The organism is Martinezella sp. CNPSo 3959 (genome assembly GCF_057784355.1).
In genome coordinates, this window is record NZ_JBXSOV010000012.1 from 77,342 (window position 1) to 96,733 (window position 19,392).

17 protein-coding genes are annotated in these 19,392 nt (G+C 58.7%); 11 read left to right on the forward strand and 6 right to left on the reverse strand.

Features of this window, described 5'->3' with window-relative positions:
• The first annotated feature begins 155 nt into the window (after positions 1-155).
• The 3 genes from AC13RE_RS22035 (at position 156) to AC13RE_RS22045 (ending at position 3,792) form a co-directional block, all read left to right on the forward strand.
• Positions 156-1,145, forward strand: a complete 990-nt coding sequence (locus AC13RE_RS22035; protein ID WP_132719302.1) for an ABC transporter substrate-binding protein — start codon at positions 156-158, stop codon at positions 1,143-1,145.
• Between the two features lie 93 nt (positions 1,146-1,238).
• On the forward strand, positions 1,239-2,789 hold the full coding sequence (locus AC13RE_RS22040) for a sugar ABC transporter ATP-binding protein (RefSeq protein ID WP_488564512.1): 1,551 nt from the start codon (positions 1,239-1,241) through the stop codon (positions 2,787-2,789).
• Between the two features lie 31 nt (positions 2,790-2,820).
• The gene (locus tag AC13RE_RS22045) at positions 2,821-3,792 is read left to right on the forward strand and encodes an ABC transporter permease (protein ID WP_112335828.1); all 972 of its coding nucleotides are present in this window, start codon (positions 2,821-2,823) and stop codon (positions 3,790-3,792) included.
• A 211-nt stretch (positions 3,793-4,003) separates the two neighbouring features.
• Here the strand turns inward: AC13RE_RS22045 and AC13RE_RS22050 are convergent, their stop codons facing one another.
• From AC13RE_RS22050 to AC13RE_RS22065, 4 genes are all read right to left on the reverse strand, one after another.
• Complete coding sequence (locus AC13RE_RS22050) at positions 4,004-5,005, reverse strand: acyltransferase family protein (protein ID WP_132719306.1); 1,002 nt, start codon at positions 5,003-5,005, stop codon at positions 4,004-4,006.
• Entirely contained in the window at positions 5,002-6,294 is a 1,293-nt protein-coding gene (locus tag AC13RE_RS22055; RefSeq protein ID WP_488564513.1) for an O-antigen ligase family protein, read from the reverse strand. The genes AC13RE_RS22050 and AC13RE_RS22055 overlap by 4 nt, the downstream gene beginning before the upstream one ends.
• A gap of 8 nt (positions 6,295-6,302) precedes the next feature.
• A complete protein-coding gene (locus AC13RE_RS22060; RefSeq protein WP_488564514.1) occupies positions 6,303-7,577 on the reverse strand; it encodes a polysaccharide biosynthesis/export family protein in 1,275 nt (424 codons plus the stop codon).
• An 85-nt stretch (positions 7,578-7,662) separates the two neighbouring features.
• Positions 7,663-8,343, reverse strand: coding sequence for a sugar transferase (locus tag AC13RE_RS22065; RefSeq protein WP_112410367.1), 681 nt, complete (start codon positions 8,341-8,343; stop codon positions 7,663-7,665).
• Positions 8,344-9,073: 730 nt separating this feature from the next.
• On the opposite strand from AC13RE_RS22065, the gene AC13RE_RS22070 reads away from it, so the two are divergent.
• On the forward strand, positions 9,074-9,364 hold the full coding sequence (locus AC13RE_RS22070) for an exopolysaccharide production repressor protein (RefSeq protein ID WP_132719311.1): 291 nt from the start codon (positions 9,074-9,076) through the stop codon (positions 9,362-9,364).
• Between the two features lie 91 nt (positions 9,365-9,455).
• Positions 9,456-10,466 carry a glycosyltransferase family 2 protein gene (locus AC13RE_RS22075; protein WP_488564515.1) on the forward strand — a complete coding sequence of 337 codons (1,011 nt, stop codon included), beginning with the start codon at positions 9,456-9,458 and terminating at the stop codon, positions 10,464-10,466.
• Positions 10,467-10,478: 12 nt separating this feature from the next.
• On the opposite strand, the gene AC13RE_RS22080 is transcribed toward AC13RE_RS22075, so the two are convergent.
• Entirely contained in the window at positions 10,479-11,423 is a 945-nt protein-coding gene (locus AC13RE_RS22080; protein WP_015343426.1) for a polysaccharide pyruvyl transferase family protein, read from the reverse strand.
• 86 nt (positions 11,424-11,509) lie between these two features.
• Positions 11,510-12,469 carry a glycosyltransferase family 2 protein gene (locus AC13RE_RS22085; protein ID WP_488564516.1) on the reverse strand — a complete coding sequence of 320 codons (960 nt, stop codon included), beginning with the start codon at positions 12,467-12,469 and terminating at the stop codon, positions 11,510-11,512.
• A gap of 874 nt (positions 12,470-13,343) precedes the next feature.
• Between AC13RE_RS22085 and exoK the strand changes: the two genes are divergently transcribed.
• The 6 genes from exoK to galU all read left to right on the forward strand — a co-directional run bounded on the left by exoK (position 13,344) and on the right by galU (position 19,319).
• Positions 13,344-14,147: an endo-1,3-1,4-beta-glycanase ExoK gene (gene exoK, locus AC13RE_RS22090; RefSeq protein WP_488564517.1), complete on the forward strand. Its 804-nt coding sequence runs from the start codon at positions 13,344-13,346 to the stop codon at positions 14,145-14,147.
• Positions 14,148-14,251: 104 nt separating this feature from the next.
• A complete protein-coding gene (locus tag AC13RE_RS22095; RefSeq protein ID WP_488564518.1) occupies positions 14,252-15,460 on the forward strand; it encodes a glycosyl transferase family 1 in 1,209 nt (402 codons plus the stop codon).
• A gap of 20 nt (positions 15,461-15,480) precedes the next feature.
• Positions 15,481-16,455 (forward strand): glycosyltransferase family 2 protein, encoded by a 975-nt coding sequence (locus AC13RE_RS22100; protein WP_488564519.1) that lies wholly within the window; start codon positions 15,481-15,483, stop codon positions 16,453-16,455.
• Complete coding sequence (locus AC13RE_RS22105; RefSeq protein WP_488564520.1) at positions 16,452-17,390, forward strand: glycosyltransferase family 2 protein; 939 nt, start codon at positions 16,452-16,454, stop codon at positions 17,388-17,390. Before AC13RE_RS22100 ends, AC13RE_RS22105 begins: the two co-directional genes overlap by 4 nt.
• Positions 17,387-18,409 carry a glycosyltransferase family 2 protein gene (locus AC13RE_RS22110; protein WP_488483927.1) on the forward strand — a complete coding sequence of 341 codons (1,023 nt, stop codon included), beginning with the start codon at positions 17,387-17,389 and terminating at the stop codon, positions 18,407-18,409. Before AC13RE_RS22105 ends, AC13RE_RS22110 begins: the two co-directional genes overlap by 4 nt.
• Positions 18,410-18,413: 4 nt before the next feature.
• Positions 18,414-19,319: a UTP--glucose-1-phosphate uridylyltransferase GalU gene (gene galU / locus AC13RE_RS22115; RefSeq protein ID WP_488564521.1), complete on the forward strand. Its 906-nt coding sequence runs from the start codon at positions 18,414-18,416 to the stop codon at positions 19,317-19,319.
• Positions 19,320-19,392: the final 73 nt, after the last annotated feature.

A 19,392-nucleotide genomic window follows, 5' to 3' on the forward strand; every position in this document is an offset into this window, starting at 1 on the left:
CCGGAGAGGCGGTTTCGTAGAGGAGGAAAGCCTGTTTTGGCGTCAGTGGCAGTTCCACCGAGCCAAGCGTGATGCCTCAGGGCGTGACGATACCGAGCCGTAAGCGTTCAACGGCGGGTGTGCAGGAGAATAGAGCGCTTTGAGAGGAGAAGCAGATGAAAATTGCCAAGTCACTTCTGTCCCGCCGCAGCTTTGCCGGCCTTGCCGGTGCTGCCGTCATCGCCATGGCGATGCCTATGCAGTCCTTCGCGGCCGACGTGACCATCCCGATCATCGTCAAGGATACGACGTCCTTCTACTGGCAGATCGTTCTTGCCGGCGCTCGCCAGGCAGGCAAGGATCTCGGCGTGAAGGTGCCGGAACTTGGCGCTCAATCGGAATCCGACATCAACGGCCAGATCAGCATTCTCGAAAATGCCGTTGCCGGCAAGCCGGCTGCGGTCGTCATTTCGCCGACCGAGTTCAAGGCGCTCGGCAAGCCTGTGGATGAAGCCGCCAAGTCCGTACCGGTCGTCGGTATCGACTCTGCCGCCGATTCCAAATCCTTCATCTCGTTCCTGACCACCGACAACGTTCAGGGCGGACGCATTGCCGCTGACGGTCTTGCCGCCGCTGTCAAGGGAGTTACCGGCAAGGAAGAGGGTGAAATCGCCATCATCACCAGTCTTCCGGGTGTCGGCTCTCTCGACCAGCGTCGCCAGGGCTTCCTGGAAGAGGTCAAGAGCAAGTATCCGGGCCTCAAGGTCGTTGCCGATAAGTATGCGGATGGCCAGGCAACCACCGGCCTCAATATCATGACCGACCTGATCACCGCCAATCCGAAACTGGTCGGCGTCTTCGCCTCCAACCTGATCATGGCACAGGGTGTCGGCCAGGCGATCGCCGAAAACAAGCTCGGCGACAAGATCAAGGTCATCGGCTTCGACAGTGACGACAAGACCGTCGGCTTCCTGAAGTCGGGCGTTCTTGCCGGCCTCGTGGTGCAGGACCCCTACCGTATGGGTTACGAGGGCATCAAGACGGCGCTTGCAGCCTCGAAGAAAGAGAAGGTTCCGGCAAACGTCGACACCGGCGCCAATCTCGTCACCAAGGCGAATATGAGCGATCCGAAGATCGACGCTCTGTTGAACCCGAAGGTCAAGTAAGTCTAAGGGCCGCGCCCGCGAAATCGGGCGCGGCTTTTCGTCTGGTCGCTTTCCCAAGGTGGCCGCGTGGCGATGCGAGAGCGAGGAGACCTCATGACGAACCTGGAAGAAATCAGCCATCGGCACGACGACACCGTCAAAACGGAAGCAAACCGCATTCCGGCCGGTTCGCCCATCCTTGAACTTAAAGGCCTGCAGAAACGCTATGGTTTCGTCGAGGCGCTGAAGCCGGCAACGATAACGTTTCTCGCAGGAGAAATTCACGCGATTGTCGGTGAAAACGGTGCCGGCAAGTCGACGCTCATCAAGCTCCTGACCGGCGTCATTACGAGAACCGCGGGTGAGATTTTCTGGTGTGGTCATCCGGTTGCGCTGGCAACGCCGAACGAGGCGATCGCCCGCGGGATCAACGCGGTTCATCAGGAAGTGGTGCTCTGCCCGCACCTGACGGTCGCGGCCAATCTTTTTCTCGGCGATGAAGTCAATCGCTTCGGCCTGATGCGCAAGAAGCAGATGGTCTCGATGGCGCAGACCGTTCTCGACGATCTTGGCTTCGGATTGCCGGCCGGCGAACTCTTGAGCTCGCTCACGATCGGCCAGCAGCAGCTGGTGGCAACGGCAAGAGCCGCGATGCGCGGTACGCAGTTTCTGATTTTCGACGAACCTACCGCCTATCTCACCCGTCAGGAATCGGCGCAGCTGTTCAAGCTGATCCGCCGGCTTCAGGGTGAGGGCGTGACGATCGTCTATATCAGCCATCGCATGGAAGAGGTGTTCGAACTCGCTGACCGGGTCTCCGTCCTGCGCGACGGCACGCATGTCGGCACTCGCGCGATCGCCGAAACCAACGAGGACGAGCTGATCAAGCTGATGATCAATCGTTCCATCGAGCAGATCTACCATAAGGAGGAGATCCCGATCGGCGATACCATCCTCGAGACCCGCGGCCTTTCCGGCCCCGGTTTCGAGAATGTTTCGCTCAGCGTTCGTGCCGGCGAGATCGTCGGCCTTTACGGATTGATCGGTGCCGGCCGCAGCGAATTCGCGCTCGGTCTTTACGGGCGCCAGCCGCTTTCTGCAGGCGAAATCTACTGGCAGGGGCGCAAGGTTGATATCCGCAACGAACGCGACGCGATGGATCTCGGCATCGCATTGGCGCCCGAAAGCCGCCGCGATCAGGGGCTTTGTCTCAACCTGCCGATCGGCCTCAACATCAATTTGCCCGTGTTCGGGCGGCTGAGCCATGGCCCGATCATCAATAATAAGAGCGAAGCGGCCAATGCAGACAAGCAGATCCGCGATCTCAGCATCAAGACGCCGAGCCGGCGGGTTCTGGTCTCCGCCATGTCCGGCGGCAACCAGCAGAAGGTCGTCATCGGCAAATGGCTGAGCCACGGCGCCAAGCTCTTCATCTTCGATGAGCCGACGGTCGGCGTCGATGTCGGAACCAAGGCCGAGATCTATCGCCTGTTTGCCAAGCTGCTTCGTGATGGCGCCGGCATCATCGTGATCTCGTCTTATCTGCCGGAGGTCTATGAGCTGGCCGATCGCCTGCACGTCTTCCGTAGCGGCCAGCTGGTTGCCAGCCATGATTTCCACGCGGCAACGCATGAGGAAGTCCTCGGCGAAGCGATTGGCGTCTAAACGATAAACAAGTCTAAAGAGGGAGAAAAAAATGGCCGCGAATACGACAGAAGGCCCGACCGTAGCGCCGCGGCGCAAGATGAACATCCTCTTCAGCCTGACGCTGATCCTGCTGCTTCTGGCGCTCTGGATTGTTCTCGGATTCTGGACCGACAAGTTCTGGACGCCGCTCAACATCACCAACCTGATGCGTCAGGGCTCGATGACAGCCATTCTTGCGCTTGGCCAGACCTTTGTCATCATCACGGCGGGCATCGATCTTTCCGTCGGCGCGATCGTCGGCTTCTGCACCGTCATCATCGCCTGGCTGTTGCAGGCGGGCTTCCCGGTGTGGTCCGCTATCCTCATCACCTTGTTGTTCGGGGTTCTGATCGGCGCATTTCATGGGTTCGGCATCGTGCGCATGGGTCTGCCGCCCTTCATCATCACGCTGGCGACATTGACCTCGCTTCGCGGCATAGGGCTGCTGATTACCAACGGCTCGACGATCAACATCGTCAATGATGATTTCAGCAATTTCGCAGTGTCCGATTTCCTGGGCATCCCGAGCCTGTTCTGGATGGTGATCCTGGTAGCGATTCCGGCTGTCATCTTCCTGCATCTGAGCCGCTGGGGCCGCTATCTCTTCGCCGTCGGCTCAAATCGCGAGGCGGCACGCCTGTCCGGCGTCAACGTCAACTGGATGATCTATCTCGCCTATATCCTGTCGGGAACCTGTGCCGCGTTCGTCGGCATTCTGCTTGCCTCGCGTATCGCCATCGGCAATGCCACCCAGGCCGATGGCTGGGAGCTGCAGGCGATCGCCTCTTCGGTGATCGGTGGCACCAGCCTGTTCGGCGCCGTCGGGACGGTCTATGGCCCGCTAATCGGCGCCTTCATCCTGGCGACCATCAACAACGGCGCCAACCTGCTGAACCTCAACTCGTTCTGGCAGCGCATCATCACCGGCGTCCTGATCATCGTCATCGTTTATTTCGATCAGCTGCGCCGCCGCCGGGCTTAGCAGTGTAATTGATCGCGATGCAGCCAAATCGGGCGGGTTACCCCGCCCGATTGCCTTGCGAAACAAGCGCCTCACGATCGATCGGGTCGGAGATCGCCCAAAACGTGGCGCTGACCAGAGCCCATACAGTCCCGAATGCAAGCGGCACGTAGGGGCGATGAACGCTGGTCTCCAGCAGGTATGAGAGCGAGAAGCGCAGCCCCGTCAGATCTCAGGCCGGGGAGGGCCGGGACCTCCGCCAGCTCAGGCCCTTCAGCAGATTGCGCAATGGCTTTTCGACGGCTTCATAGGCGACAACGCCGAGGAGCGTGCCAGAGATGACGCTGACGAAGGTAACGGCGTCTGACGGTATCTGCAGCGACGACAGCAGCTTGACGATCACCGAGATCGCGAGCGTATGCCAGAGATAGATCGAATAGGACGCGTTGCCGAGATAGGTGAGAGGGGGGACGGATGGCAGCTTGCCGCTGCGCTCGATGGAGACCGTGCCGAGGACCAGCGCAACCGCAAGCGGACCGCACGTCATCTCGTTGAAGTCGAGGCCAAGCAGCTCGATGGCGGCAAAACCGGCGATCGATACGATCACCAGCGCGAGGCCAACGCCAATGCCGGGAACATGTCCCTTCAACCAGAACCGGGCAAGCACTGCGCCTGCCACGAATTCCAGAATAATCGGTCTGACATAGGTGGCAAGCATCGGCGATTGCGGATGGGTGAGAGCGCCGATCGCGACGAAAGCGGCAAAGATGCCGATCAAGCTACCGAGCCGCAGGCGCTGCGGCAGGAGCAGGCAGGCCGCAAAGATGACGTAGAAGAACATCTCGAAATTCAGCGTCCATCCCTGCACCAGCACAGGCCATATCTCGCCGCTGCTGGGCGACCTGACGGGAATGAACAGCAGCGAACCGACTATATGGCTCGCCGTCAGCTTCATGTTCGGAAACAGTCCCACCACGGCGCCGGCAATCATGATGATGGTCACGATCCAGTAGGATGGCGCGATGCGCTGTAGCCGGTCGAGCACGAAACGCAGCGGCGTCACGGGACGGCGCTCGCTCATGGTCCACATGATGAAGCCGCTGATGACGAAGAAGACGTCGACGCCGGCGGCGCCGATGCGGAAATGGCCACCGCTGCGCTCGGCTGCATGAAACAGCACGACCGCAAGAGCAGCAAGAGCACGCAGATATTGGATGCCGTAAAGCGTCTTCATTGTCCCGTTCGCGGCTCCCAATTGACCGGCGGCGCGAATGGCATCTGCTCGCCCATATGCGGGGGCGCCTCCGCAAGCGTGCGTGTTCGCATGGAAAGCTTTCCTGCCGTGAAATAGAACAGGAAGGAACCGACATGGTACGGATTCAGAATATCGATCTCCACGAAAGACCGGATCAGCAAAAGCGTCGCAACCCCCAGAAGCAGATAGGATTCGTCGTTTCTGACATCGCTCAGAAAGCGGCTGATATGGCCGATCACAGCCGTCAGCAGGATCGAGGCGAGCAGGCACACACCGATGAGCCCGGTCTCGACCATCGTCTCGATATAGGTGTTGTGGAAATGGAAGCCCGCGCGCGAGGCAATGTAAAATTCCTCCCACAGCCGTTCGGGCTCGGAAAAGCCCTGGACCCAGTACGCCTGGTAGCCGACGCCGAAGAGGAGATTTTGCTGCGCCGTCGCGATGCCCTGTTGCCAGAGGTATGTGCGCCCGGTGAGCGTGGAATCCTTGCCGAAGACGCCGAGGATGAGATCGACTGCACCGAGGTAGACGCCCGCGACCGCAAGGATGACCCCGGCCACGGCTACCGTCACAAACAGCCTTTTGCGCTGTTTGGGCGACAAATATAGGATAATACGCAGGCTCATGCACAAGAGCACGACCAACATCGTCGTCAGAACGGATGTTGCCGATGCCGAAGCATGCAGGCAATAGGCCGATAACAGGCCGGCAATTCCAGCACCGATCATCCAGATCCGCCGCTCACCCAGAACGAAGACGGCGGCAAAGGCGAAATAGATGCCGAGTGAAGCATAGAAGCCGAGCTGGTTCTTGGAATCGAAAGCGCCGACGAAACTGTAGGTTCCGTCTATGGGATCATAGGCATAGTAGCCGAACAACATGGAATAGAGCAGCACGATGCTGGTGCCGGCGATCGCGCCGCGTGTCAGCGTGCGGATATCGAGCGTGCGCATGGCGACCAGGGCGCAGAAGATATGCGTCATATACTGGATGGATGCCCGTGCCGTCGTCGGGGGGACGACCGACCAGAAGATCGATAGAAAAGTGAAGAAGCCAAAGGCAAAAAGCCAGAGCTGCCTGTGATAGCTGCCAAGTACGTTCCGGTAGTCCATCATGACAAGCGGAAACCACAGCGCGTAGTAGAGCAGGATCGACGGCTGACCGAAGCGGGAGGAGTAGGCAAAAACGAAGAAGGACAGGGTAATCGCCACCGTGCCATAGGTGGCGTTGCTGCCCGGACGGACAAAGATCGATTTGGCTATCCGCATCGATTTTCCTATCGAATGGCAAGCCCGGTGCTGATCCTGATCAGATCGCCGGGCAATACCTGCGTGTTTTCCTGGGCCTGTATTTCCTTCGATTGCCCGTTGTCGTCACGAATGATGGTGTACGAGATGCTTACCCCGGGGCCGCTTGGGTCGAGATTGCCGGCATCGGCCGATTGAGCGACGGCTTCCTGCATGAGGGACTGGCTGGTCGACAGTTTGAGCTGCAGCGTTTCCAGCTGCGTGTCGGTATCCTGCATGTCCCGGGCCAGCGAACTCTGCCAGTCGTTGCGCAAGGTAATCTCGTCCTGATTGGCCTTGTTGATATCCTGCTTGGCTTTCAGCGCGGCGGTTTCCGTATCAAGGAGTGTGGCTTCCAGATCGGAGGCGCGCTGTTCGGCGGAGATTCGGCGGGAGGCAAGCTCCAGCCCGCGCTCGGCCAGACTTTCGACCTTGTCGCGGTCGGCCTTGGCCAGATCAAGCTGACGGCTCTGCGTGTCGTTCTTCTTCGAAAGCGCCTCGACTTCGTTTTGCAGAAGCGTCTTCAGATCTTCCAGGGACTGCAGCTGCGTCGTCATGCGCTTGGCACGCGTATCCATCAGCGCCTTCTCGCTCGCCAGCAGATCCGCCATGTGCGGCAACTGCTTGAGTTCGGTGGGGACGTCGATATCGTCCTTGCCGGCCAATTCGGCCATCAGGCGCGCCTTGCGCATCAACAGGCGGCTACGCTCCGCCATATAGACGACCGCGTCACCCTTGGCATTGATGAAATCGCGCGCAAAACGCTGTCCGGCATCGGCTCGGCGCATGCCGCCACCGAGGCTTATAGCCTTGAGCACGGTCAGGTTGGGCGCGAACGGATATTCACCGGGATTCTGGACCTCTCCGGAAAGGTAGATCGGCCGGAACTGTGACATTTCGACCGAAGCCGAAGGACGGTCACGCAGGCCGAATTGCTTCTGCAGGCCGAGACCGATAGCTTCGGCGATCTGATCCGTCGTCTTGCCGACGGCCGGCATATCCCCGATGAAGGGAACCGAGATCGAGCCCGAAGGGCCGACGGTGTAGTCGCCCGAAACCATCGACCAGTCGCGAATGGTGCCTTCGGCCGTCTGCCACTCGGCAACGCGCACATGCAGCTTGTCCATGACGCCTAGGTGATATCCGGCAAGGTTTTCGGCTAGCGCCGGAGCAGCAGCTGCGCCAAGGCCGAGAGCAATAATAGCTGCGCAGCGCAGCGATGAATTGACACGTAGAAGCCTCGTCGAAGGCCGGAATTCAATCATGCAGGATCTTCCCTGTTACCGGTAGGCAATCCCGCAGGACGCGGGAAAACCGCAGGACGCATCCCGCGGTATCTGCCAGTCATCATCAATAGCTGCCGCGTGAAAGGCAGACTGCAGGAATGGTTTTGGCAATGATCACCATGTCGCTGCTGAGCGACCAGTTCTTCACATAATGCGTGTCGAAGGCGACGCGGCTTTCGTAGGAAACGTCGTTTCGGCCGCTCACCTGCCAAAGACCGGTCAAGCCCGGACGGGACTGCAGATAATAGATCGCCGCGGTCTCGTAGCGCTCGAGCTCGTCTTCCACCACCGGGCGTGGCCCGACGACGCTCATCTCGCCGCGGATGATGTTGATCAACTGCGGCAGCTCGTCAAGGCTGAGCTTGCGCAGGACAGACCCAACGGTGGTGACGCGAGGATCGTTCTGCAGCTTGCGCGTTGCACGCCACTCCTCCAACGCTTTCGGATTGGCCTGAAGGTAAGCATGCAGCACCTTGTCGCCATTGACGACCATGGTGCGGAACTTCAGGCAACGGAAGGTCTTGCCATTATGGCCAATACGGCGATGGCCGTAGAAAACGGGGCCGGGGTCTGAAAGTTTTACCAGCAGCATCAGCAGCAGAAAGAGCGGGCTGATGAGAACCAAGGCGGTCAGAGCGGTAGAAACGTCGAAAATGCGTTTCAATACTCCGCCAGTGGGCGGAAAGACGTCGCTTTCCGCAGCGCTGAAAAAAGCCGATGTGGCCGATCTCGTCGCAGATTTCATAGAGAAAACTCCATTCATGTTGACGATTGGTCGGAAATTCTCGGACGCGTAACTAGAGCCGCGATGGCCGGAGTGTAGGTTGGGATTGAGACTTTTTAAGCCAAATTTTTGTAGCGATATGGCATGGTGGTATAAATTTACCGCACCAACGGTGACTTGGTTTAGTTCAGCGAGCAATAGTCGATGAATTGTACTGTATCATCTTGTGTATAATGTCGCTCTTGACAGCTCTGTCGTCTCTTAGCCGACCCTCTCTAAGGATATTATAGGCATGAAACGCTAAGTTGTTCATTATCATTAGCTTCGCTAGCCTCTGCTCGGTTTCCTTTCAGCTTCAGGTTATCCAGTTTTCTTCTAAGGATATATTGCAGTGCAGCAATATTTTGCAGCGCACATACTGAAAGCAGATTCCTCAGGACTTTGTAATAAAAGTTGATTGAATGGACGAGAATACCCTATCGGCTGGATGGCCCGGGTGCTTCTTCCAGATTGTATTATTTCGATATGCCGCCATCTAATTGCAATGAGAAAGATGAACAAATTCAATTGTAATTATAATCGATGCGTAGTTTTAACAGGCTCGGCGCTAGGATCGTCTCAAATCGCAACGGATCTTGGTAACTTGGTTGAATCTCAATGAATCATAAAATATATTTAAGACTTAGGTCTGATAAGGGAGGAAAGACCTTGATCGTTTATCATTTGCTCATCGAACGGGCGGGGTAAGATTATGTACGCGCCCCGCGTTTTCATCAGCATGCTCGGCACGCTGATCGTATTTGCCATCGCAACATATTTCCTGACGAACTCGCTTTCGACCACGCTGATCGAAACGGCCCTCTGTGCCGTCCTTCTGCAGGTCGGCTATTTCTTGGGCGTACTCTACCTGGTCTGGAAAGAGCGCAAAGCACATGAGGCCCTGTTGAACGAAGATAAAGGCCCGGCCTCGCTTCAGGAAGACAGCAAGGTCGCCGGTCTTTCCGCATCCAGTTTAAAGCGGTCCGAGCCCTTCAACCCCTGAACTTCGGGGAAACGATCAGATCTTTTGAAGCTCGGCGGTTGCCGGATCGTAGCCATGTCCTAAGTCTCCGTCTGAACCCTTGGAGGCCGATGTGACCGATCCTGCAGAAAAAAGCGTCTGCGTAATCATTGCCGCGAAGAATGCCAGCGAAACCATTGGGCTTGCCGTTGCCTCAGCTCTTCGGGAGGTCGAGGTCGCCGAAGTCGTCGTCATCGATGACGGCTCGACGGATGGAACGGCTATCGCCGCCGCCAAAGCCGATGACGGCAGCGGCCGACTGATTATCCGGGAATTCGAAAAGAACCGCGGCCCTGCCGCAGCACGCAATCACGCAATCGAGATATCCAAGGCGCCGTTGATCGGTATCCTCGATGCGGATGATTTTTTCTTTCCAGGTCGCTTCGCAGCGCTGCTTGCCGCTGACGACTGGGATTTCGTTGCCGACAACATCGCTTTCGTCAGCGCCGATACCGTGCCTGATGCGCATGCAAGGCTCGATCATTTCGACGCGAAACCGCGTTTTCTCGATCTTGCTGCTTTCGTCGAGGGCAATATTTCCAAGCGCGGCGTGCGTCGCGGCGAGATCGGCTTCCTGAAGCCCTTGATGCGACGTTCCTTTCTGGATGCGAATGGCCTGCGCTACAATGAGGCGCTGCGTCTCGGGGAAGATTACGATCTCTATGTCCGCGCGCTGGCCAAGCAGGCCCGTTACAAGATCATCCATAGCTGCGGTTATGGCGCGGTCGTGCGCAGCGATTCCCTGAGCGGCCGGCACAGGACCGAGGATTTGCGCCGTCTTTATGAGGCTGACCGGACCATTCTTGCCAAGGGTGGGCTTTCTTCAGCGGACGCAGCCGTGATCCGTCGTCACGAACAGCATATTCGCGATCGTTACGAGTTGCGGCATTTCCTCGATATCAAAGCACAGTCCGGGCTGTTGTCAGCGGCCGCCTATGCGCTATCGCACCCCTTCGCCGTCCCGGCTATTGCCGGTGGCATTCTGGCGGATAAGACGGAGCGTTTCCGCAGGCGGAGCGCCACCACCATTGCCCATCCCGGCGCAAACGGCCTGCGCTATCTGCTGCAGGCCGCTCCGGAATAGCGGTATCGCGGCTTAGAGATAATCGCGGCGCACGCCTTCGATTACGTTCAGGAGGCGCTCCTTGCAGGCTGCCAGCGCGCTATCCTTGCTCAGCTGCGGCTTTGCCTTGCTCGCCTGCCACAGAGCCAGAGCAGAAGGTACGGCCAGCGCCTGTTTCGCCATGACGCGCAGAGTGGTCTGCTCGGGATCTGCAAGCATGACGTTTTCCCCATAGCGTTGCTTTTCGAGCTCGGCTGCCGCCTGCTTGTTGCGCTCGAAGCCGACACCCCAGAATTTGGCCCCTTTGGCGATCGCCTCGGCGCGGGTGGAGACGGGGATATGCTTCGGCTGATAGGTGACGCCGAGTGAGAGAGCCCAGTCGTTCCATTTGAAACTGTTGATGGAACGCGAGGAGCTGACCGCAATCCACGGAACACGGAAGGCATCGGCAAGGATGGCGCCATGCATCGATTCCGCCACGATCAACTCGGAGGCGGCAATTTCGCGGATAACGGCCTTCGCCTCGCCGCGCGGATCGAGATAGGAAAGACCGACGGTCTTGCAGATCTCAGGCCAGAGGCCTGCGGCAGCCGATTCCCAATGCGGAATGAAGGTGCGCTTGCCGTTTTTCGAAATGGCCTGGAATTCCGGCATTTCCGTCACCAGCACGGCAGGATCGACGATGCCCATTTCGGTGGGCAGACCAGCCTTTTGCGCTGTCAGCGGCCCACGCACGCTGCGGACATCCCATTGCGAGGTATCGCGCATGTCCGGAAGAGAACCGTAGCCGAAACCACTGCCGATAACGAGCTTGTGCCCCTTGTCAGGCAGGATCTCCGTGTTGAGGACGGTTCCGACGCCGACCAGCAATGTTTCCTCTCGAACATCGCGAAGGCCGGGAAGTAGGAAATCCCAGAGCCAGAGATTGAGATCGTCACCGAAATTGCCATGGGTGGATTCCCAGTGGAACGGCTTCATGCAGGACTCCTTGCTGATCCAGACTATAGCGGGTCATGCCGTGGCTCTTCGATGCGGCATGTGCAGCCCATGCTGCACCGCAAAATCTAGGGCGCTAGTTTGCCCACGGCAAGCTGCATGGCGCTTTGTAAAATTCCAGGATCGCGCAAGGCCCATTTTGCCAGCAATCCAAATTGCGGTAAGCGGCGGCGCCGCACCTGCCGCGCCTGGCTCCAAAGCGCCTGCTGGCGGGCGCGGTTCTTATAGAGACGGATGGATTCGACATCCTGCGGCCGGCGCGAAAATCTCTGCTCCAGCGTGTTGAGCGCCGTCCATGTGTTGAATTGCTGGCGCAGGAATTGCGGGGAATCGTTGTCGATGCTGTGAAAGATGTTCACGCCTTCGCCGCGCAGCGCTCCGGCATTCTCGCAAAGCAGGACCCGCCTGGCGGCGAGAACGCAGTCGCAGAAAAACAGAACGTCCTCTGCCGCCAGTCGCAGCGAGGGCTCGAAGCGGATCTTTTCGAAAAGCGGCCGCCCGATCACCATGCAGGACATGTGCAGGAAACTCCAATCCTGCAGCATGACACTGGCGATATTGGGGATTTCGACGACGGCCGGCCTATCCGACAAGCGCACCGTATCGGTCGATTTCCCAAGCTCGGCGATGCTGAAATGGTAATAGAACTCCTTGCCCCCATCGATGGAGTCCCAGTAGCAGTCGGCGTTGTAATGGGTCAGCGTTCCGAAGGCATTGCTAAGATGTTCGGGCGCCCATTCGTCATCGGAGTCCAAAAAGGCTACAAACCGGCTCTCGGCCGGCACGCTGTTAAGGCCGGTATTGCGCGCCCCGCCAGGACCGGCATTGGCCTGACGGATGACACGGATGCGTTTTCTTTCCTCGCTGCTCAGCGATTGTAGCTCGCTTTCCGCCGAAAGCGGCGATTGATCGTCGACGACGATGATATCGAAATCCTGAAATGTCTGTCGGGAGATCGATTTCAAAGCGCGCTGCAGAACGCCGGCTTGCTTCTGATAGAACGGAATAACAATCGTGATAGACGCCATTTTCCCGCCTTTACGGTTTTAGTTCAAGGGCTTGCGGTTCATGTCTTAGGGCATGATTATTGGCTTTTCCAACGACATTCGCCGCAATTTTCCGGCAGATGAGCCATAGCGGAAGTCGTTGTGACGCCAACAGGTAGCGTCCAATCGATGTCGAGCAATGATGAAAGGCGAGATTTTCTGAAACTTTCATCCCAGCACGCCAGCGATCAAGGCTATCCGCCGATGAGCTATTATAACACATGGCGCGCCAGGATCGGACGCTAATACAGCCATTGGAAGAGCACTATGAATCGGTTTTCTCATTCTGATTGAAACTTTGTCGCATTTTGGTCACGCTTTGCATGCCAACTCATGCTGCGCTGCAAAAAATCTTCACCTTCAGCGGAAAATATGGAAGGGTGGGGAACGTTCGATCGGAGCGCAAAGCGAGGCCTCGGGTAAGCAGCTAAGTGCCTTTCGTAACTGCGTTTTCTTGCATCTAAATCGATTTTTCACCCCTTTACGCAGGACAAAACCATGTTTTCTGTGCGAGGCGACATATCGTTTTTTGCTCATTTTTGCTGCGCTGCCGTATTTCCTTTCCGAAGAGTGCCCTAGGTTATCACTGCGAGTTCTGCTGTGTTGGAAATGGCTGCGAGGGGGGATGCAGCCCGAAGAAGAGGTGACAGACATCGTGAATGTGACTGCCAACGTGTCTTCGCGGATAAACCTCATGCGTAGCATATTGCTCCCGGGCACAGTTTCTGTCCCCATATCATTCGAGCCCCATACCTGGCCGTTCAACCGGGCCTACGGTTTTTTCGATTGTTTGCGGGGATTGCTGCGCGACACTTTGTTCCCTGTAGGTGTGTCCTGCGTAAGCAAGGGTGATACCATGACGATATCGAAAAGCTGCATGTACAGACTTGGTCTTGTTTCAATCGCTCTCATGAGCGCCTTCCTGATGCCGCAGGCCGCATCCGCGCAGGATGATCAGCCGACGGGCGGTTCCTTCGTCGACAATTTCGAGCATCTGGACACCAGTCGTTGGTATATTTCCGATGGCTGGAACAACGGGCCACATCAGAATTGCACTTGGTCGCGCAAGCAGGTGGGCATCAAGGATGGAGCGCTGCAACTGCAGTTCGTCCAGTCCAAGACCGGTCAGCGCAACTATGCCTGCGGCGAAATCCAGACGACGAAACGCTATGGCTACGGCACCTATGAAGCGCGCTACCGCACCGCTACCGGGCCTGGTCTGAACTCTGCCTTCTTCACCTATATCGGCCCGACCGACAAGAAGCCGCACGACGAGATCGATTTCGAGGTGCTCGGCAAGAATTCCGGTCAGGTTCAGGTCAATCAGTATATTTCCGCCAAGGGCGGCAACGAAAAGCTGGCGCCGGTTCCAGGCGGTGCCGACAAGGGTTTCAACGATTATGCCTTTGTCTGGGAAAAGGATCGCCTGCGCTACTATGTGAACGGCAAGCTCGTCCAGGAGGTTACCGATCCTTCGAAAATACCGACGAACCCGCAGAAGATCTTCTTCAGCCTCTGGGGCACCGATACGCTCAGTGGCTGGATGGGCAAGTTCGCCTATAGCGGCGAGCCGGCGACCATGGAGATCAAGCGCGTCGCCTTCACCGCTCCGGAAGAGAAGTGCCTCTTTCCGGAATCGATCACCTGCAAGCTCGATTGAACACGGCTGGCCGCGCCATCACGCGCGGCCAGTGGCAACGCCGCCATGCAACACCAACCACACCAAGCGCCAGGCTTCGGCCGGGCGCAAAAGCGGAAATTTTGATGCTGCATATACTGTACTTCGTACATGATCTTGCCGATCCGGCTGTGCGCAGGCGGGTGCTGATGCTGCAGGCCGGCGGGGCGCTCGTAACGCTTGCGGGTTTCCGGCGCGATGACAATGCGCTAGCTGCCATTAGCGGCGTCGAGCCGATCGAACTCGGCAAGACGCGGGATGCCCAGTTTGCACAGCGGATCGCGGCAGTGGCCAGATCGGCGGCGAAACTGCGCAGCGCGCTGCGCTCCATCGCAAGACCGGACATTATCATCGGCCGCAATCTCGAAATGCTGGTGCTCGCCAACCGCGCCAAATCCGTCTTTGGCGGCGATGTGCCTATTGTCTACGAATGCCTCGATATTCATAGGCTGCTGTTGCGCGATGATGTGGTGGGCAGCGCGCTTCGCAGTGCCGAGCGTCATTTCGGCTCGCAGGCATCGTTGCTGGTGACCAGTTCGCCCGCCTTCATCGAGCGCTATTTCCGTCCGCGCTCCGGGCTGCAAGTGCCGGTCATGCTGCTTGAAAACAAGGTGCTGGCGCTTGAGCCCGCGGCGCGCGTCATCGCATCGGCCGCAAGGCCGCCGGCTGCGGGCAAGCCTTGGAAGATCGGCTGGTTCGGCGCCCTTCGCTGCCGCAAATCCTTGGCGCTGCTCGACCAATTCTCGCGCCGGATGGAAGGCCGTTTCGAGATCGTTCTGCGCGGCCGTCCCGCCTATTCCGAGTTCGACGACTTCGACCGCACCGTCCGCGATGCACCGTTCATGCATTTTGGCGGCGCCTACAAGAACCCTGAGGATCTCGCGGCGATTTACGGCGAGGTCCAGTTTTCCTGGGCGATCGACTTTTTCGAAGAGGGATTGAACTCCAGCTGGCTGCTGCCGAACCGCCTCTATGAAGGCGGTCTTTACGGTGCCGTGCCGATCTCGATCAGGGATACGGAGACGGCAAGATTTCTTGCCAGCCGAAAGATCGGGCTCACGCTTGACCGGGCCGACGCCGAACATCTGACGGCGCTTTTGGGTGAGATAGACGTAAAGCGCTATCTCGCCGCTTTCGAGGCCGTGGCATCCCAGGATCACAAGCAATGGATGATAGATCGCGCCGACTGTCAGCTGCTGGTGCAGCGGCTGGCATCGCTGACGCGCGCCAATGAGCAGATGGCCGAGATACAGGCCCTCCCACAACTGCATCGCAATAGAGGTGGATTGCAATGATGACCGGAAGTTCAGGGGATATGCGTTGCGTAATCGTTATTCCTTGCCTCAACGAGGAAAGGCATATCGAGCCGCTGATCGACAAGCTCGGGCGGGCTCTCGACGAACTCGACGCGAAGATCGTGGTGGCTGATGGCGGCAGCACCGATCGCACGCGTGAGATCGTGCGCCATATAGCCGAGAAAGATCCGCGCGTTCTTCTGCTCGACAATCCGAAGCGGCTGCAAAGCGCGGCGATCAATCTCGCCATCGAGACTTTCGGCGACGATCACGAGTATTTCATCCGCATCGACGCCCATGGCGACTATCCGGATGATTACTGCCAGACACTGGTTCAGGAGGCTGATGCGACGGGTGCCGATTCCGTTGTCGTCGCCATGCGCACCATGGGGTTCAGTGCCTTCCAGAAGGCAACAGCCGTCGCCCAGAACTCCAAGCTCGGCAATGGCGGCTCCAAACATCGCGAAGGTGCCAAGGGTGATTGGGCGGAGCACGGGCATCATGCGCTGATGCGCGTTGCCGCCTTCCGCGCCGTCGGCGGGTATGACGAAAGCTTCAGCCATAACGAGGATGCGGAGCTGGATTATCGGCTGAACAAGGCGGGGTATCGGATCTGGCTAACCGACAAGACTGCCATGACCTACTATCCACGCGCCAGCATTCCGACGCTCTTCAGGCAATATCTGGGGTACGGTCGTGGGCGCGCGCGCAATATACTCAAGCATCGCAGCATGCCGAGCCTGCGCCAGATGCTGCCGCTTGCGGTCGTGCCGATCTTCATCGGCGCTTTCCTTGCCGTCCTCAACTGGATTGCGGTTATCCCCGTCGGCCTCTGGGCCGTCGCCTGCATCGCCTATGGCTTCTGGATCGCTCTCGGACATAAGAACCCCTATGGGCCGCTGGCGGCCATTTCCGCGATGGTCATGCATTTCGCCTGGTCGATGGGATTCTGGATGGAAGTCCTGAGCTTCCGCAATCGCAGGGTGGCGTCATGACACAGGCTCATCGGCGCCCGATAAAGATCGACATTGCGGTCTGCACCTATAGGCGGCCAGAGCTCGATCAGACGCTGCTGTCGCTTGCCGTCTTGAGCATCCCCACAGGCGCCGTCGTCCGGATCATCGTTGCCGACAACGATGTGACGCCGAGTGCCCGGGACCGCGTCGATGCCATGCGTTCGGCCGTTCCCTTCGAGATTGTCTATGTCCATTGCCCCGCATCGAACATCTCGATTGCCCGCAACGCCTGCCTGGATCATGCAAGCGGCGATTTCCTCGCCTTCATCGATGATGATGAGACCGCCTCGGAAGACTGGCTGAGCGAATTGCTCATCATGGCCGACACGACCGGCGCCGACGCCGTTCTTGGCCCCGTTCAGGCCGTCTACGGAAACGTCGCTCCGGGGTGGATGCGGCGCGGCGATTTTCATTCGACTTTGCCTGTCTGGGTCGCCGGGGAAATCCTGACCGGCTACACTTGCAATGTATTGCTGCGCCGCGGCGCGCCTTCGCTTGCCGGCCGGCGCTTCAATATCGCGCTCGGCCGCAGCGGCGGCGAAGATACCGAGTTCTTTACCCTTATGCATAAGGCCGGCGGCAGGATCGCCTATGCGGCCGATGCGCTGGTCTACGAACCCGTCCCGGACGGGCGCGCGACCGTCTCCTGGCTCTCGAAGCGCCGGTATCGCATGGGCCAGACCCATGGCCGCATGCTGCTGGAGACCGCAGGCGGCCTCGGGCGCTGGCGCGCGATTGCACTGGCGGCCTCGAAATCCGCTTATTGCTTCGTTGCCGCAGCGCTGCTCTTTGCATCGCCCATCAAGCGGCATCGCTACGGTCTGCGCGGTATCATGCATGCCGGCGTGGTCAGCGGCCTCTTCGGAGTCCGCGAAATCGAACAATACGGAAATCTGGAGAAGGCACCGCAATGACGGATTTCATCCCCGATGTCAGCTTCGTCATTGCCGCCTATAACGCCGAGGAAACGCTCGAGCGCGCCATCGACAGCGCGCTGGCGCAAGGCGCCGTCAGTATGGAAGTGATCGTGGTCGACGATTGCTCGACGGACAATACACGTGAGATTGCCGGCAACCATCCCGATCCGCGTGTGCGACTCGTTGCCATGGCCCGCAATGGCGGTCCGGGCGCTGCCCGCAATGCCGGGCTCGACGCGGCCCGGGGCCGCTGGGTGGCCGTGCTCGATTCCGATGATGCCCTACGTCCGGATCGGATGGCCCGCCTGATCGCCAGAGCGGAAAAAGCCGAGGCACAGATCGCGGTCGACAATCTCGACGTGATCCGCGAAGACGTCGGCACGATACTGCCGATGTTTCCCGAGCCGATGCTCGCGCGCATGCCGATACTGACGTTGGCTAAGTTCATCGCCTCGAACATGATTTTCCAGTCGGAGCACAATTTCGGCTATATGAAGCCGATCTTCGAGCGTGCCTTCATCGAGAAGCATCGCCTGCGCTTCGAGGAGACCCTGCGGATCGGAGAGGATTATATTTTCCTCGCTTCGGCTCTCGCTCGCGGCGGCGTCTGCGTCGTCGAGCCGAGCGTGGGTTATCTCTATTACATCCGCGATGGGTCGATCTCGCGTGTTCTCCGGCAGGACCATGTCGAGGCCATGCTTGCCGCCGACGCCAAGTTCTTCGCCGAACATCACTTCGGCGCCGCTGCCCTTGCCGCCCAACGGCGGCGCACGCGCAATCTGAAGGAAGTCATCGCTTTTCTTAAATTGGTCGACAGCATCAAGCAGCGCGAACTGCAGGAGATGCTCAAGATCGCATGCCTCAACCCGCGGGCCGTACGTCATCTCAGCATGCCGGTCTTTGCCCGTTTTCGTCGGTTGGCCGCGTCGCTGCGGAGCAGCCGCCAGCCGACGCCCTCTCAACTTTCCTCCCCTCTGCCCAATATGGGCGCAGGCCCTCACTCTAACAAAGGATAGAGCCATGGACCCCAAACGTCGTGTGAGAAAAGCAGTGATCCCGGTTGCCGGCAACGGAACGCGCTTCCTGCCCGCCACCAAGGCGATGCCGAAGGAAATGCTGACGATCGTCGATCGTCCCGTCGTTCAATACGCCGTTGACGAAGCCATCGAGGCCGGTATCGAGCACATCGTCTTCGTCACCAGCCGCAACAAGTCGGCGATCGAAGATCATTTCGATGATACGCCGGAGCTGATCTCCTCGCTGCAGCGGGCCGGCAAGAGCCAGCAGGTCAGCGAGTTGGAACGTCTTCTGCCGCGTCCGGGCTCGGTAAGCTTCACCCGGCAGCAGGCGCCGCTTGGCCTCGGCCACGCCGTCTGGTGTGCTCGCGACCTGATCGGCGACGAGCCCTTTGCGCTGCTTTTGCCTGATATGCTCTGCTACGGTATGCGTGGCTGCATGGCCGGCCTGATGGATCTCTATAACGAGACCGGCGGCAACATCGTCGCCGTCGAGGAATGCGCCCCGGAAGAGACGTCGAAATACGGCATTATCGGCAAGGGCGAGTCCGTGCGCCATGGCTTTGCGGTGACCAAAATGGTCGAGAAGCCTCATCCGTCCGAGGCGCCTTCAAACTTTTACCTCAATGGCCGTTATATTCTGCAGCCCGAAATCTTCGATATTCTGGCCCACCAGGAGCGCGGTGCCGGTAACGAGATCCAGCTGACCGACGGCATGCTGCGCCTGTCCGAGACGCAATACTTCCATGCCCAGGTCTATAATGGGCGTACGTTCGATTGTGGGTCGAAGCACGGCTTCATCGAAGCGAACGTTGCCTTCGCGCTCGCTCGCGCCGATATCGGCGGTTTGGTCTATGACTCGATCCGCAACCTGGTCGTCTCGCACGAAGCGCAGATGACCGCCGCTTAAGCCTGTCACATTGTGGCCTGCGGCCGGGAAGGCCGCAGGCCATGGCAATTGTTCATTCGGGCTTCTCCGACAA